This window comes from Streptomyces sp. NPDC005408 (assembly GCF_040606445.1).
GTDB lineage: Bacteria > Actinomycetota > Actinomycetes > Streptomycetales > Streptomycetaceae > Streptomyces.
On record NZ_JBEXEX010000048.1, the window covers coordinates 15,205 to 29,778 of the forward strand.

The 14,574-nt window shown below is 69.7% G+C and carries 14 protein-coding genes; 6 read left to right on the plus strand and 8 right to left on the minus strand.

Annotated features, from left to right (window positions below; all coding sequences use genetic code 11):
• Positions 1–151: 151 nt before the first annotated feature.
• The 3 genes from ABZS64_RS31160 to ABZS64_RS31170 all read left to right on the plus strand — a co-directional run bounded on the left by ABZS64_RS31160 (position 152) and on the right by ABZS64_RS31170 (position 3,279).
• The gene (locus ABZS64_RS31160) at positions 152–1,528 is read left to right on the plus strand and encodes a solute carrier family 23 protein (RefSeq protein WP_355836984.1); all 1,377 of its coding nucleotides are present in this window, start codon (positions 152–154) and stop codon (positions 1,526–1,528) included.
• 68 nt (positions 1,529–1,596) lie between these two features.
• Positions 1,597–2,301 carry a DUF5995 family protein gene (locus ABZS64_RS31165; protein ID WP_355836986.1) on the plus strand — a complete coding sequence of 235 codons (705 nt, stop codon included), beginning with the start codon at positions 1,597–1,599 and terminating at the stop codon, positions 2,299–2,301.
• A 48-nt stretch (positions 2,302–2,349) separates the two neighbouring features.
• Entirely contained in the window at positions 2,350–3,279 is a 930-nt protein-coding gene (locus ABZS64_RS31170) for an LLM class F420-dependent oxidoreductase (RefSeq protein ID WP_355836989.1), read from the plus strand.
• 56 nt (positions 3,280–3,335) lie between these two features.
• Here the strand turns inward: ABZS64_RS31170 and ABZS64_RS31175 are convergent, their stop codons facing one another.
• Positions 3,336–5,033: an NAD(P)/FAD-dependent oxidoreductase gene (locus tag ABZS64_RS31175; protein WP_355836991.1), complete on the minus strand. Its 1,698-nt coding sequence runs from the start codon at positions 5,031–5,033 to the stop codon at positions 3,336–3,338.
• A gap of 47 nt (positions 5,034–5,080) precedes the next feature.
• Positions 5,081–5,878 carry a carbon-nitrogen hydrolase family protein gene (locus ABZS64_RS31180; protein ID WP_355836993.1) on the minus strand — a complete coding sequence of 266 codons (798 nt, stop codon included), beginning with the start codon at positions 5,876–5,878 and terminating at the stop codon, positions 5,081–5,083.
• Positions 5,879–6,167: 289 nt separating this feature from the next.
• On the opposite strand from ABZS64_RS31180, the gene ABZS64_RS31185 reads away from it, so the two are divergent.
• Complete coding sequence (locus tag ABZS64_RS31185; RefSeq protein WP_355836994.1) at positions 6,168–6,722, plus strand: Repetin; 555 nt, start codon at positions 6,168–6,170, stop codon at positions 6,720–6,722.
• 17 nt (positions 6,723–6,739) lie between these two features.
• On the opposite strand, the gene ABZS64_RS31190 is transcribed toward ABZS64_RS31185, so the two are convergent.
• The 5 genes from ABZS64_RS31190 to ABZS64_RS31210 all read right to left on the minus strand — a co-directional run bounded on the left by ABZS64_RS31190 (position 6,740) and on the right by ABZS64_RS31210 (position 11,969).
• A complete protein-coding gene (locus ABZS64_RS31190) occupies positions 6,740–7,195 on the minus strand; it encodes an Lrp/AsnC family transcriptional regulator (RefSeq protein ID WP_355836996.1) in 456 nt (151 codons plus the stop codon).
• 10 nt (positions 7,196–7,205) lie between these two features.
• On the minus strand, positions 7,206–8,672 hold the full coding sequence (locus ABZS64_RS31195) for an amino acid permease (RefSeq protein ID WP_355836998.1): 1,467 nt from the start codon (positions 8,670–8,672) through the stop codon (positions 7,206–7,208).
• A gap of 245 nt (positions 8,673–8,917) precedes the next feature.
• Positions 8,918–9,286: a DUF742 domain-containing protein gene (locus ABZS64_RS31200; RefSeq protein WP_355837000.1), complete on the minus strand. Its 369-nt coding sequence runs from the start codon at positions 9,284–9,286 to the stop codon at positions 8,918–8,920.
• Between the two features lie 3 nt (positions 9,287–9,289).
• Positions 9,290–9,712 (minus strand): roadblock/LC7 domain-containing protein, encoded by a 423-nt coding sequence (locus ABZS64_RS31205; protein ID WP_355837002.1) that lies wholly within the window; start codon positions 9,710–9,712, stop codon positions 9,290–9,292.
• On the minus strand, positions 9,705–11,969 hold the full coding sequence (locus ABZS64_RS31210) for an ATP-binding protein (RefSeq protein ID WP_355837004.1): 2,265 nt from the start codon (positions 11,967–11,969) through the stop codon (positions 9,705–9,707). Before ABZS64_RS31210 ends, ABZS64_RS31205 begins: the two co-directional genes overlap by 8 nt.
• A gap of 119 nt (positions 11,970–12,088) precedes the next feature.
• Here ABZS64_RS31210 and ABZS64_RS31215 point away from each other — a divergent pair, with 119 nt between their 5' ends.
• Positions 12,089–13,132: a GDSL-type esterase/lipase family protein gene (locus ABZS64_RS31215; protein ID WP_355837006.1), complete on the plus strand. Its 1,044-nt coding sequence runs from the start codon at positions 12,089–12,091 to the stop codon at positions 13,130–13,132.
• 46 nt (positions 13,133–13,178) lie between these two features.
• The gene (locus ABZS64_RS31220; RefSeq protein ID WP_355837008.1) at positions 13,179–13,562 is read left to right on the plus strand and encodes an ATP-binding protein; all 384 of its coding nucleotides are present in this window, start codon (positions 13,179–13,181) and stop codon (positions 13,560–13,562) included.
• A gap of 104 nt (positions 13,563–13,666) precedes the next feature.
• Here ABZS64_RS31220 and ABZS64_RS31225 read toward each other — a convergent pair whose 3' ends face one another.
• The gene (locus tag ABZS64_RS31225) at positions 13,667–14,482 is read right to left on the minus strand and encodes an RNA polymerase sigma factor SigF (RefSeq protein WP_355837010.1); all 816 of its coding nucleotides are present in this window, start codon (positions 14,480–14,482) and stop codon (positions 13,667–13,669) included.
• Positions 14,483–14,574 lie beyond the last annotated feature (92 nt).

The following is a 14,574-nucleotide window of genomic DNA, read 5'->3' on the forward strand; positions in this document are numbered from 1 at the left end:
GTGAACGAGATTCATGAACGGGACCGTGCGAGCGTAGGGCTGCCAGGTACGAGTGACAATGCCGCGCGCACGATTCACGGATGGGACTCCCGCCCGGAGGGCGCACTACGATTGCGCCGATCATCGAACGACTGTGGAAGTGGAGCGGCCCGTGAACCTCGGCGTGCGCTGGACCCTGCACGGCGACGGGCGGACTCCCGCTCCCGGCGCCGTCGTACGCCCCGACGAGCGGCTCTCGTGGCCCCGTACGGCAGGGCTCGGCGCCCAGCATGTGGTGGCCATGTTCGGCGCGTCCTTCGTGGCGCCGGTCCTGATGGGCCTCGACCCCAACCTCGCGATCATGATGTCCGGCATCGCGACGGCGATCTTCCTGCTCGCCACCCGGGGCAAGGTGCCCAGCTATCTCGGCTGTTCGCTCTCGTTCGTCGGCGTCGCCGCGACCATCCGGGCCACCGGCGGCGACAGCGCCACCGTCACGGGCGCCGTCTTCGTCACCGGAGTCGCGCTCTTCCTCGCGGGCCTCGCCGTGCAGCGCTTCGGCGCGCGGATCATCCATGCCGCGATGCCGCCGATCGTGACCGGCGCCGTCGTCATGCTCATCGGCTTCAACCTCGCGCCGGTGACCGCGTCCACGTACTGGCCGCAGGACCAGTGGACTGCACTGCTGGTGATGTTCTTCACCGGCTTTGCCGTCGTGTGTCTGCGCGGCTTCCTCTCGCGTATCGCGATCTTCCTCGGCCTGGTCTTCGGATACGTGCTCTCCTGGACACTCGACCGCGTCTTCGGCAAGATCCACTCCGCGGTCGGCGGGGCCGAGGCCGTCGACCACTGGCGGCTCGACCTGTCCGGCGTCGGCAAGGCCGACTGGATCGGACTTCCGTCCTTCCACGCCCCGAGCTTCGAGTGGTCGGCGATCCTGGTCGCCCTGCCCGTCGTCATCGCCCTGATCGCCGAGAACGCGGGACACGTCAAGGCCGTCGGCGAGATGACCGGCGAGCCGCTCGACGACAAACTGGGCACCGCCATCGCGGCCGACGGCGCGGCCTCGATGCTCTCCACCGCCGTCGGTGGCCCGCCCAACACCACGTACTCCGAGAACATCGGCGTCATGGCCGCAACCCGCGTCTACTCCACCGCCGCCTACTGGGCCGCGGCGGGCTTCGCCCTGCTCTTCGGTCTCTGCCCGAAGTTCGGCGCGGTCGTCGCCGCGATCCCCGGCGGGGTGCTCGGCGGCATCACCGTGATCCTCTACGGAATGATCGGCCTGCTGGGCGCGCAGATCTGGATCAACGGCCGGGTGGATCTGCGCAATCCGCTGAATCTGGTGCCGGCCGCCGCGGGCATCATCATCGGCGTCGGCGGCGTCAGCCTGAAGATCACCGACAACTTCGAGCTCAGCGGTATCGCGCTCGGCACGATCGTCGTCATCACCGGCTACCACGTGCTGCGCGCCTTCGCCCCGGCACATCTCAAGCAGCAGGAGCCGCTGCTGGACTCGGGCACTTCGGCGTACGACTCCGAGTCATAGGTCCTCCGTTCTGGGGAAGCCCCGGCCCGTCACCGTGCCATCGGGCCGCCGGCTGGGACGCTGCGTGCATGGCGCAGATGGAACACTTCGCGGCCCGGGCCGGACACCGCCCGTCCCCGGTCGACTCCGTCGTGGAACGGATGCACGCACTGCGCGCCGACTGGCCGGCCGCGGACGGGGTCGCCGTCTTCAACCGGGTCTATCTGGCCGTCACGGAGGAGATCGACCGGCGCATCGACGACGGCGGCTTCCCCGACCGGCGGGCCGCCGTCACGCTGGACGTCCTGTTCGCCCGCCGCTATCTCACCGCCGTCGACGCGGTGGCCACGGGGCACCGCCCGCCGGCCTGCTGGCGGCCGCTGTTCCAGTACCGGCGCCATCCCGGCGTACGCCCGCTGCAGTTCGCACTCGCGGGCATCAACGCGCACATCGGGCACGATCTGGCGCTCGCGGTGGTGGACGCATGCCGCGCGCTCGACTGCGAACCGGCAGATCTGGAGGGCGAGTTCGACCGCGTCGGCGACATCCTCACCCTCCTCGAAGAGCGCATCCGCGAGGATCTGATGCCGGGGCCCGATCTGCTGGAAATCGCCGATCCGCTCACCCACCTGGTCGGCGCCTGGAGCCTGGACCGGGCCCGCGAGGGCGCCTGGTCGGCGGCGCGACTGCTGTGGGGAGTACGGGAACTCCCGGGCCTGGCCGAGGAGTTCACCGAGCGACTGGACACGGGTGTCGGTCTTGTGGGGCGCTGTCTGCTCACGCCCTGGCGCTGACCACCCGACTCCACCGTGTCACCATCGATCTTGCGAAGGAGCACACGCATGGCGATACGTCTCGGGCTCGGTCTCCCCCAGATGAGGCAGTACGACATCGGCCGTGACGTCCCCGCGGTGGCGCGGGCCGCCGAGGAGACCGGCTACGAAAGCCTGTGGGTCTTCGAGCGCGTCCTGTTCCCCGAGCCCGCCACGCAGGGCCTCTACGGCATCCCGGGCCTCGCGTGGCCCGACCAGTACCGGGCGGTCGCCGATCCGCTGGTGACCCTGACGCTGGCGGCGGCGGCCACCGAGCGGGCACGACTCGGCACCAGCGTCCTCGTGGCGCCGCTGCACATCCCCTTCCAGCTCGCACGCTCCCTCGCCACGCTCGACGCGGCCAGCGGGGGCAGGCTGCTCGCCGGCTTCGGCACGGGCTGGTCCCTGGACGAGTACGCCGCCGCGGCACCCGCCGCTTTCGAGAAGCGCGGTGCGGTGCTCGACGAGGTCCTCGACGTGTGTCAGGCGGTCTGGGGGCCCGACCCCGTCGCGTACGAGGGCGAGTTGACCACCATCACCTCCGCCGTCGTCGGCCCCAAGCCCGCCCGTCCGATTCCGGTCTATCTGGCGGCGATGGCCCCGCGCGCATCACGTCGTCTTGTGGACCGGGCGGACGGCTGGCTGCCGGCGGCGATGGGGGCCGAGCAGCTGGCCGCCGACTGGCGGAAGCTCAAGGACCTGGCGGCCGAGCGTGGCCGCGAGCGCCCGATCGCGGTGTGCGTGCGCGCCAACGGGGAGTACAGCGAGAAGCCGTTCGAGGGCCAGGCCCGCCGGCCGTTCCAGGGCAGCGTCGACCAGATCGTCGAGGACCTGGTGGCACACGCCGCGGTCGGCGTGGACGAGATCATGATCGACCTTCAGGGCCACACCCGGGACGCCGAGGAGCTGACCGATGTGGCGGCCGCGGTGTACGCGGGCGTGCGGGCGTGCGGCGCCTGAGCAGTTGAACACCGTCCGGGGCCGGCCGGATCGCGGCCGGCCCCGGACGGCAGGCCCTAGTCCTCCGGCAGTTCGACCGGAGCGATCTCGTCGTACGCGTCGCCGGGGCCCGGGTTGCTCGGGTCGGTCATGCCGCCGAGCTGGTGCATCACGCCCCACACAGCGTTGAGCGCGGTCTGCACGGCGCCCTCGGCCCAGCCCGCCGTCCAGGAGATGTCGTCGCCCGCGAGGAAGATGCCGCGCTTGTCCTCGGGCAGCCGGTCCTGCATGAAGTGCGTGAACAGACGGCGCTGGTAGCGGTAGTGACCGGGCAGGTTCGCCTTGAACGCGCCCATGAAGTACGGCTCGTTCTCCCAGGACACGGTGACCGGGTTGCCGATGATGTGGCTGCGGATGTCGACGTTCGGGTAGATCTCGCCGAGCGACTTGAGCATGACCTCCATCCGCTCGTTCGCGGACAGCGGCAGCCACTTGAGGCTGTCGTCGCACCAGGTGTACGAGAGGCAGATGACGGCCGGCTTGTCGGGCCCGTTGTCGAGGAGATAGGTGCCGCGGGTCATCCGGTCGGTGAGCGTCATCGACATGACGTCACGGCCCGTCACCTCGTCCTTGTCCAGCCAGAACGGCCGGTCGACCGGGACGAAGAGCTTGGACGACTCCATGTAGTGGGTGCGCTCCATCGCCGTCCAGTGGTCGATGGGGAAGAGCGAGTCGTCGCAGGCGATCTTGGAGAGCAGCATCCAGGACTGCGCGGTGAAGATGGCGGCCTTGTACGTACGGATGTCGCCGGAGGCGTCGGTGACGGTGATCCGGTTGCCCGCGGTGCGGTTCAGCCGGGTCACGGCCGGCTTCGGCTCGCCGTCGTGCAGGGAGGACAGCGAGGTGCCGGGCGCCCAGTACGTGATCTTGGCGGGCTCGCGCTCCCAGATCCGCAGCGGCAGCTGCTGGCTGCCTTCGACGATGCCGCGGTGGTGGTCGTCGGCCTCGGAGTAGACGACGCGAAGGATCTCCAGGATGGAGTTGGGGAAGTCGGTGTCCCAGCCGCCGGTACCGAAGCCGACCTGGCCGAAGATCTCGCGGTGCCGGAAGGACTTGAAGGCCTCGGACTCGCAGAGGAAGCCGTAGAAGGTCTGGTTGTCGAGCTTCTCGACCAGCTTCGCCCAGATCTCGCGGATACGCGGGACATCACGCTCGCGCATGGCACGGTTCATGTCGGAGAAGTCGGCGCCCTCTTCGAGACAGGCGTTCCAGGCGTCCATCACATCGCGGTAGACCTGCGGGAGATCGTCGATGGTCTCGGCGTAGTGCGACTCCCCCTTGAGGTCGACGACGGTCGACGGGGTGCTGGGGGCAAGGGGGTTGGGGAAGGGCTGTGTGGTCAGACCGACCAGGTCGATGTAGTGCTGCAGCGCGGTGGAGGAGGGCGGGAAGCGCATGGCGCCCATCTCGGCGCTGAGCTCGTCCGTGCCGGTTCCCTCGAAGCCGACCGTGCGCAGCCGGCCGCCGATCTTGTCCGCCTCGTAGACGACCGGCTTGAGGCCCATCTTCATCAGCTCGTACGCGGCGACGATGCCGGAGAGGCCACCGCCGATGACCGCGACCTCGGTGCCGTGCTCGGTCGCCGGTATCTGGCCCAGGCCCGCCGGGTGCGCGAGGAAGTCGTCGTACGCGTACGGAAAGTCCGGACCGAACATGGTGATCGGCGGCTGCTCGTCGGAGTGCTGGACAGCAGTGGTGGGCACCGTGGACGTCATGGGGTACGGACTCCTTGCGGGAAAGCGTGTGCGGCGAGCGGGGAGGGTCAGATCAGGGACGCGTACAGGCCGGGGCGCCGGTCGCGCAGGTAGGGATTGGCCTCGCGCGAGGCGCTCAGCAGTGCGGGGTCCACCTCGCCGACGACCAGCTCCTCGCCGCGTCCGGCGCGGACCCGGGTCGTGCCGTCGGGGCTCGCCAGGCAGCTGAGGCCGACGAATTCGAACTCCCCTTCCGGGCCTGTCCTGTTGACGTAGGCGATGTACATCTGGCTCTCGAAGGCCCGCACCGGGATGACGGACTCGGCGACGAACTGGAAGGGGTGCATCTGTGCGGTGGGCACAAGAAGCAGCTCGGTTCCGGCGAGCGCGTGCGCCCGGACGTTCTCCGGGAATTCCACGTCGTAGCAGATGAGCATGCCGATCCGGATCCCGCCGAGCTCGGCCTGGACGACCGGCTGCTCGCCCGGGGTGAACCACTGCCGCTCGAAGCAGCCGAAGAGATGGGTCTTGCGGTAGTTCGCGAGGCTCGTGCCGTCGGGGCCGATCAGCTGCGCGGAGTTGAAGATCCCCTCGCCGTCCCGCTCCGGGTATCCGTACATCACCGCGATGCCGTGGCGTTCGGCGATCTCCGCGACGGACCGCGCGCCGGGGCCGTCGGCGGGCTCGGCCAGCAGCGGCACATCGTCGCCGATCGCGTACCCGGTCAGAAACATCTCGGGGCAGATCAGCAGTCCGGCGCCGGCCGTCGCGGCGCGGCCGGCGGCCTCGTCGAGCACCTTGAGGTTCTCGGCGACCGAGCCCGGTCGGCCGGAGCTCTGGAGGAGGGCGGTGCGCAGCGGGGGCATGAGCAACCTCGGGGCGATGTATGCGGGGTGAAGAAGACGTTAAAACGGTACGGTCCGGACTCCCGCCCGGACAAGGCGCGACCGTTGCGCGTCGATGGTCGATCCATTGCGCGATGCCCGCCCGTGGCGGTGATTCGTTGCGTGCCGCCGGGATCAGACCACGGTCGGAGGTGAACGGGCCTCTCCCCCGCCGGGCGGCGGAACACCGGTGCAGCCCCTGGCCCGATGTGCCGGGGAGCCGTCGCCGGAAGAGTGGTGGGCGTTGGATCACCTGCCGAAAGGGCCTGTCATGAGCCGCGTCGCTCACCGTCGTACGAAGATCGCCGCCATCGGGGCGGCGCTGCTGATCACTGCCTCGGCCGCGGGCTCCGCCGTCGCCTCGGGGGACGGCGACGGCGGCGTCCGCGAGGCTGCCGCGCTGTCCGGCTCCGCGAAGCTGTACCGCTCGCTCGGCGACGACATCACCTTCACCTTCGACGCGCATCTTGCGGCGAAGGACAACGACGACCCGATGAAGGCGACCGGCACCTTCCGCTTCAGCCACTATCTGCACGGCAAGGGCGCCTTCGCCGAGGCCAGGGTCGACTGCCTGCTGACCGGCGGCAAGGTGGCCGTGGTGAGCGGTGTCATCACCAAGTCCGACCTGGAGGGCGCGACGGGCAAGCGGGTCGGCATCACGGTCCACGACCTGGGCGGCAAGGACCGTCTCGGCTACAGCTGGGCGTCCACGGGCAGTCCCGTGGAGACCCCGGACCTGCCCAAGTGCGTGGGCTCGGCGCCGTTCGAAAAGGTCAAGGCCGGGACGGGCGACTTCAAGGTCGTGCCCTGGAACCCGAAGTTCTGACGGCCGAACGACAGGCCCTAGGCGGGCGCGCCCGACGAGAAGCGCCGCACCAGCGGGGAGAGCACCAGGACCGACTTGGTGCGCTCCACGAACGGCTCGCCCGCAATCCGCTCGAGCACCCGCTCGAAGTGGCGCATGTCGGATGCGAAGACCTGGACGATCGCGTCCGCCTCACCGGTGACGGTGGAGGCGGACACGACCTCTGGGTAGCGCGCCATGCCGCGACGGATGTCCTCGGGCGAGGTGTTGTGGCGGCAGTAGATCTCGACGAAGCCCTCGGTCGCCCAGCCGAGCGCCGCCGGGTCCACCCGGACGGTGAACCCGGTGATGGCTCCTTCGGCGCGCAGCCGGTCCACCCGCCGCTTGACGGCGGGCGCGGAGAGACCGACCTCGGAGCCGATGTCCGCGTAGGAGCGGCGGGCGTCCTCGGCGAGGGCGTGGACGATGCGTTCGTCGAGTTCGTTCAGTCGCACTGCGGGTGGATCACTTCTCTGCCGTGGCCAGTCGGGAGCGGCGCATGCCGTATCCGAAGTAGAACACGAGGCCGACGATCATCCAGCCACCGAAGACCATCCAGGTGGTGCCCGGCATCGTGTACATCAGGTAGCCGCAGAAGACGAAGCCGAGGATCGGGGTGACCGGGAAGAGCATCACCGTGAACGTGCGGTTCATGTCGGGGCGCTTGTAACGCAGGATCACCACGGCGACGTTGACCAGCGCAAAGGCGAAGAGCGTGCCGATGCTGGTGGCGTTGGCCAGTTCGCCCAGCGGGATGAAGGCCGCAAGGGCACCGCAGAAGAGCGAGACGATGACGGTGTTGGCGCGCGGGGCGCCGGTACGCGGGTTCACCTTGGCGAACAGCTTCGGGACCAGGCCGTCGCGCGACATTGCGAACAGGATGCGGGTCTGGCCGTAGAGCACCGCGAAGACCACGGAGGCGATGGCGACGACCGCGCCCGCGGCGAGCACCACACCCCAGACGCTCTGGCCCGTGACGTCCTTCATGATCTGCGCCAGGGCTGCCTCGGTGCCCTCGAAGTCCTGCCACGGCATGGCGCCGACGGCGACGAGTGCGACCAGGCAGTACAGCACGGTGACGATCAGCAGCGACAGCATGATCGCGCGCGGCAGATCCCGCTTGGGGTTCTTGGCCTCTTCACCGGCGGTGGAGGCCGCGTCGAAGCCGATGTACGAGAAGAAGAGGCTGGCCGCGGCGGCGCTGATGCCGGTCACGCCGAGCGGGGCGAGCGGGGTGTAGTTGCCGGCCTTGATGCCCATGAAGCCGATGCCGATGAAGAGCAGCAGGGTCACGATCTTCACGCCGACCATGATCGTGTTGACCCGTGCGCTCTCCTTTGCGCCGCCCATCAGGAAGGACATGGCGAGCAGCACGACGACGAGCGCCGGGAGGTTGATCAGGCCGCCCTCGCCCAGCGGTGCGGAGATCGCGTCGGGGATGGTCACCCCGATCGTGCCGTCGAGCAGCTCGTTGAGGTATTCGCCCCAGCCGACGGCCACCGCGGCGACGGAGACCCCGTACTCAAGGATCAGACACCAGCCACAGATCCAGGCGACGATCTCGCCCATGGTGGCGTACGAGTACGAGTACGAGGAGCCGGAGACCGGGATGGATCCGGCCAGCTCGGCGTAGGAGAGCGCCGAGAACAGCGCGGTCAGACCGGCGATGACGAACGAGATCGCGACGGCCGGGCCGGCCAGCGGTGTGGCCTCGCCGAGCACGACGAAGATGCCGGTGCCGAGCGTCGCACCGATGCTGATCATGGTCAGCTGCCACATGGTGAGCGAGCGGCGCAGCGAGCCACCCTCGCCCTGGCCGCCCTCGGCGACCAGTTGCTCGACGGGCTTGCGCCGCATCAGCCGGGCGCCGAGGCCCTGGCCGCGGGCGGTGGAAGGCTCGGTCGCGGGTGGGGCTTCGCCGTGGTCAAGCACTGCGGGGCTCCTTCATGGCTGCGGGTCGGCAGCGGGGTGACCGGCGGCCCGCGGGCATGGCGGAGAAGCCCGCGCATGAGGGGAGGGAACCGCCGAGCAGGCGGTCACCGCCACTCCTGGTACGGGGAGTGAGCCTACGAGGCTGGCGCTCATGCCCGTAATGCAGGGTTGTTGCGCATCTGCGAACGATCATTGCGCGATGACGGAAGGCACGGGGAAACATTGCGCACCGTTGAACGGAAGCCTCACAGCTCCCGAAGGCGGTCGACGATTTCGCGCAGCAGCTCGGGGTCGTCGAGACCCTCGTGCGTGACCGGTGCCGAGACCCGGACGAGTCCGGCTTCGACCAGATCGACGAGCAGGACGCGTACGACGGTCAGGGGCAGATCCGCGTCGGCGGCGATCTCCGCGACAGGGCGCGGCTTGCGGCGTACGAGATCGAGCAGCGAACTGCGGGCATGGTCGAGCGGCGGCTCGGGACTGTCAAGGTCGATGGCCGTGACCTGGGACATCAGATCGATGCTGTGCTCGGCGGCGGGACGGGTCCGGCCCTGGGTGACGGTGTACGGCCGCACCAGGGGACCGGTCTCGTCCTCGTACCAGTGGTCGCTCACGGTTTAGGTGTCGGTGGCCTCGGCGGCCGAGCGCGTGGGGACGGCCATGTGGCGGCCCACCCGCCTGACCAGCAGCGCCATCTCATGGGCGAGCTGTCCGACATCGGTCTCGATGTCGGAGAGCACCGCGAGCCTGCTGCCGTCGCCGGCCGGGGTGATGAAGAGGAAGGCGTTGTCGAGCATGACCATCGTCTGGCGCACGCTTCCGGCCTCGAAGCGGTCCCCCGCTTCCTTGGCAAGACTGTGGAAACCCGCACAGACGGCGGAGAGATGCTCGATGTCCCGCCTGACCATGCCGCGGGACGCGCTGCTGACCAGACCGTCGGCCGTCAGCAGCACCGCCTGACGGACGTGGTCGGTCCTGGCCAGCAGATCGTCCAGCAGCCAGCCGAGGCCCGACTGGTCGCCGGGGCTTGTCTCAGCCATCGTCGTCCGTCCCTTCATCTGTCGTACGGGGGCGCGGTGCGGCACCCGGCGACGCGGGGCCGACGCTATCGCCCTTGCGGCCGCGGTCGAGACCGGCCTGGAAAGCTCCGAAGATCGAGCGCATCTCTTCCGGGGACACCTCGCGTTCGGGGGCAGCGGCGGGTGTCGGGGGCTTATCGCGCAGCGGGGCGGCGAGCGAGGCCTGGCGGACCCGGGTGGGGAGCCCGCCCAGCGGCGGCCCGGCCTTGGCGGGCGGCGCCGGGGCGGGTTCCTCCGGGGCACGGTCGTGCACCGGAGGCACGGCCTCAAGGGCTCGCGGGGTGGGCAGGGCCCGCACCGGCCGGGGCTTCTCCTCGGGTTCGGCGACCGGCGGCTGCTCGACGGGCGCAAGGATCGAGTGCGGCAGCAGCACCACGGCCGTCGTGCCGCCGTACGGCGACCTGGTGAGAGTCACCCCGATCCCGTGCCGCTCGGCGAGCCGGCCGACGACATACAGTCCGAGACGCTCGTCCTGCGCCGGGTCGAAGTCGCCGGGCCGCGCCAGTGTCCGGTGTGCCTGCTCCAGTTCGTCGACGTCCATGCCGAGACCACGGTCGTCGATCTCGAGGACGAAGCCGTTGCGCGCCTCTCCGGTCCGCATGGTGACCTGGGTGTGCGGAGGGGAGAACACAGCGGCGTTCTCGACGAGTTCGGCGAGCAGGTGCACCACGTCGGCCACGGCCTCAGCGCTGATTCCGACCGCAGGCATCGGCGGCACCACGACCCGGGTGTAGTCCTCGATCTCACCGGCCGCCGCCGACACGATGTCGGCCACCGGCACGGGCCGGCGCCAGCGGCGTCCCGGCGTTGCGCCGGAGAGGATGATGAGCCCCTCCGCATGGCGTCGCATCCGGGTCGTCAGATGGTCGATCCGGAACAGGTCCTCCAGCGTGTCCGGATCGCTGGTGCGCCGCTCCAGCGTGTCGACCAGCTTCGACTGACGGTGGACGAGCGCCTGGTTGCGGCGGGCGATATTGAGCAGGACGGCGAAGACTCCGCGGCGCAGCGTCGCCTGCTTGACGGCGGCCTCGACGGCGGCCAGACGGGCGGTGTTGAGCGCCTGTCCGACCTGACCGATCTCGTCCAGCCCCCGGTGGTCGTCGCCGAAGTCCAGCGGCGGGGCGGCCGCGGCCGCGTCCACCTCCTCGCCCGCGCCGAGCCGCTCCATCACGTCGGGCAGCTGACGGGTGGCCAGCACATCGGCCGCGTCGCGCAGGTCCTCCAGACGGCGCGAGATGCGCCGCCCGCTGACCATCGAGAACCGGATCGACAGGCCGACCGCGACCAGTCCCACCACACCGACGACGGCTGCCTTGACCATCTCTCGATACGCGAAGGCCCGCCCGCGGTCCGCGGTGTTGAGCGCCGAGTCGGTGCACAGCAGCATGTACCGCTTGACCGCGCGGTCCGTCGTGGTCCGCCACGACTCGGCGGCCATGGCTTTGCCCGCACGTGAGGCGCCCGCCCGCAGCAGAGCGTCCTCGCCCGCGGTCAGCGCCATGTACTCCGCGCTCTTCTCGAAGTCCGTGAACAACTGCCGGGAGTCGTCCGGGAGATCGGGGACGTACGTACGGTGGAAGACCCGCCGGTCCTCGATGGTGGCGGTGAGCGTGTCGTACTGCTGGTCGGTGAGACTGCCCGAGGCGCGGGCGCCGGCCACGAGCGCGTCCTCACGGGACACGAACTCGCGTACGCGCACGAGTTCGATGACGACCTGGCCCTCCCGGGCGAGCTGACCAGCCTGCAGGGCGGTCAGCGTGGACTGCACATCGAAGGTCGGCTCGACCATGGCTGTGTACGCCCCGACGGCGCCGTCCCACGAGATCGTCCGGGCCATCACCTTCTCCCGCAGGTCCTCGAGCCCGTCGACGGACTCGGCCATCGTGTCGAGGGACTGCCGCTGACGGTCGGACAGGTCCCCGCGCCGATCCGGGTCACCGATGGCCTCGCGCATGGCGCGCACGGCCCGGTCGGTCGAGCGCTGCTGCTTTGTGAGGGCGGCGACGGCGGCCGCAGTGTTCTTGCCTCCGGCGCCCAGATACTCGGCGGAGATACGGCGTTCGATCTGGATCTGGCCGACTGCGGTGTCGACGGGGGTGCCGAAATGCTCGTACACACCCTGTACGCGGATCAGGGCCCGCAGGTCCCCCGTCACCGACACCATGGCAAAAGTCCACAGCGCCATCAGTGCGATGACGGGTATCACCGTCAGAGTCACGATCCGTCCACGGATCGTGGGGCGGCGCAATCGCCGGCGCATGGTCTCCCCAGAGCAATAGGACAACTGATCAGCGGTAGTTACCCCCGGGTAGGGGCAGTCAAGCTACGCGACAGGACATGTACAACGCAATGTTCCTCGAGGTAACCGCCCCCAACCCCCGGAGGTCCTGGGTGAACTGGCTCGATCCTCGCCCCTTTCTGCGCGGTGTGGCATGGCTGGACGAGGGACGCGCGGTGCGCGCGAACCCGGCGGATCTGGGCAGGCTGCCGTGGGACACCGGGGAGCGCGCGGCGCTGCCGATCGGCGTGCGGCTGGAGTTCACGGCCGAGGGCGCGGACGCGGTCGAGATCCGCTATCGCGCCTCCGTACCGGGTCCGACCGATGCCCTGCGCGACATCGCCCACTGCTTCGCGCTGTGGCATGACGGCGGCTGTGTCTCCGAGACGATCGCCGAACCGGCCGAGGAGGCGGTGGTCACCGTCCCCCTCCCCTCGGGTGTCCGGGGGCGGTTCACGATCCATCCGCCGGAGGGACAGTCCCCGGTGATCCTCGGTCTGCGCGCCGTCGGCGGTTCAGTCGCACCCGCCGCCCGTCAGCCGCGCTGGCTCGTCCACGGCGACTCCATCACCGAGGGATGGTGGTCGACCCGCCCCGCCCACTCCTGGCCCGCGATCGCCGGGCGAATGCTCGGCCTGGACACCGTCAACCTCGGCTACGCGGGCTCGGCCCGCGGCGAACTGGCCACCGCGGAGCAGCTGTCAGACCTCCCCGCCGATGTGATCACTCTCGCCTTCGGCACCAACTGCTGGACCGGCGTCCCCTGTTCGGCCCCGCTGCTGTACGAGACGACGCGCGCGTTCATCGCCGTCGTACGCCAGGGCCATCCGCGCACCCCGCTGCTGGTCCTCTCCCCCGTGCTGCGCCCCGCCGCCGAGCAGAGTCCAAACCGGCTGGGCGCGACACTCGCCGAGCTGCGTACGGCGATGGAGCACGCCGTCCTCGACACCCGGAAGACCTCCGGCGACGGGCAGCTCTCGCTTCTGCCGGGACGGGATCTGATCGGCCCCTCACAGCTGGCCGACGGAGTGCATCCCGACGACGCGGGACATGCCGCGATGGCGGCCGCGGTCGCCGCAGCACTCCGTACGAAACTTTCCTAAGTGCACCGGCTGATAGAAGTGCGACAAGTGGGGTATGCGAGCGGAGATGAACGCAGAACCGCATGTGGTGATTGATCACTCGCCACACAGAGACGGCGCGGTGGCCCGGGGGGCCACCGCGGAGTTTCTGCTGCAGCACTGCCCCTGGGCCGACCTGGACGCGGTGCTGCTGGTCGTCTCCGAGCTCGTCGCCAATGCGGTACGGCACACCACCGGGTGGTGGCGGCTGCACCTGACCGCGGGACAGGACACGCTGGTGGTGGAGATGGACGACTCCAGCCCGGTGCCTCCCGTGCCGCGCGAGCCGGACTTCGCAGGTGGCGGCGGTTTCGGCTGGCACATGGTACTGAAGCTCGCGGAGCAGGTGGAGGTCTGCCCGCTGCCGGACGGAAAGCGCGTCCAGGCGACCTGGCTGCGCCAGGCGCACTGACCGGGCACACCCCCGCAAGCGCCGACGCGCACGGGAAAGCGGCGTCCCGGACGGCCGGGACGCCGCTTCTCCCGTGGGGGGAACTGCGGTCCTGAGGGGGCGCGTCATTCCACGACGAGCAGGCCCTCACGCAGCCGCTTGGTGATGCGCGTCAGCAGCCGGGACACATGCATCTGCGAGACGCCGAGCTCCACGCCGATCTCCGACTGGGTCATCTCCTCGCCGAAGCGCATCCGCAGGATCCGCTTGTCCCGGTCGTCCAGTTCCTCGATCAGCGGCTTGAGCGCCTGAACGTTCTCCGCGATCTCCAGATCGGCGTCGGGCGCGCCCAGCCGGTCGGACAGCGGCACCGGTGCGTGGTCGGAGGCGTCGTCGATGGGCATGTCGATCGAGCCCGCCGTGTAGCCGTTGCTGGCGACCACACCCTCGATGATCTCTTCCTCGTCGAGCCCGAGGTGCCCGGCGAGCTCGGCCGTGTTCGGCGCGCGGTCCAGCTCCTGGGAGAGTTCGTCGGTCGCCTTCGCGAGATCGATCCGCAACTCCTGCAGCCTGCGCGGTACATGGACGGCCCAGCTCGTGTCGCGGAAGAACCGCTTGATCTCACCGACGATGTACGGGACGGCGAACGTCGCGAACTCCACCTCGCGGCTCAGCTCGAACCGGTCGATCGCCTTGATCAGACCGATCGTGCCGACCTGGACGATGTCCTCCATCTGCTCGGCCCGGTTGCGGAACCGGCCCGCCGCGTACCTGACCAGCGCCAGATTCAGTTCGATGAGCGTGTTCCGTACGTACTGGTGCTCATGCGTCCCCTCGTCCAGCGAGGCCAGCCGTACGAAGAAGAGCTTCGATATCTCGCGTGCGTCGCTGGGAGCTACGTCCCCAGGTTTCGGCACACACGGAAGATCCAGCTCCGCCATGTTCGGGCGCCGTGTTCCAGGCTGTGTGAGTTCGGTCGGGACCGTGCTCGCCGTGGACACTTCGTCCTCCCCTGCTCGTGGTCAGTGCAGGG

Bases quoted from the DNA above. Each gene is read 5' to 3' on its own strand.
- ABZS64_RS31225 (WP_355837010.1), bottom strand. From the start codon at position 14,482: ATGGCGGAGCTGGATCTTCCGTGTGTGCCGAAACCTGGGGACGTAGCT.
- ABZS64_RS31220 (WP_355837008.1), top strand. From the start codon at position 13,179: ATGAACGCAGAACCGCATGTGGTGATTGATCACTCGCCACACAGAGAC.
- ABZS64_RS31185 (WP_355836994.1), top strand. From the start codon at position 6,168: ATGAGCCGCGTCGCTCACCGTCGTACGAAGATCGCCGCCATCGGGGCG.
- ABZS64_RS31170 (WP_355836989.1), top strand. From the start codon at position 2,350: ATGGCGATACGTCTCGGGCTCGGTCTCCCCCAGATGAGGCAGTACGAC.
- ABZS64_RS31165 (WP_355836986.1), top strand. From the start codon at position 1,597: ATGGCGCAGATGGAACACTTCGCGGCCCGGGCCGGACACCGCCCGTCC.
- ABZS64_RS31180 (WP_355836993.1), bottom strand. From the start codon at position 5,878: ATGCCCCCGCTGCGCACCGCCCTCCTCCAGAGCTCCGGCCGACCGGGC.
- ABZS64_RS31215 (WP_355837006.1), top strand. From the start codon at position 12,089: ATGTACAACGCAATGTTCCTCGAGGTAACCGCCCCCAACCCCCGGAGG.
- ABZS64_RS31205 (WP_355837002.1), bottom strand. From the start codon at position 9,712: ATGGCTGAGACAAGCCCCGGCGACCAGTCGGGCCTCGGCTGGCTGCTG.
- ABZS64_RS31175 (WP_355836991.1), bottom strand. From the start codon at position 5,033: ATGACGTCCACGGTGCCCACCACTGCTGTCCAGCACTCCGACGAGCAG.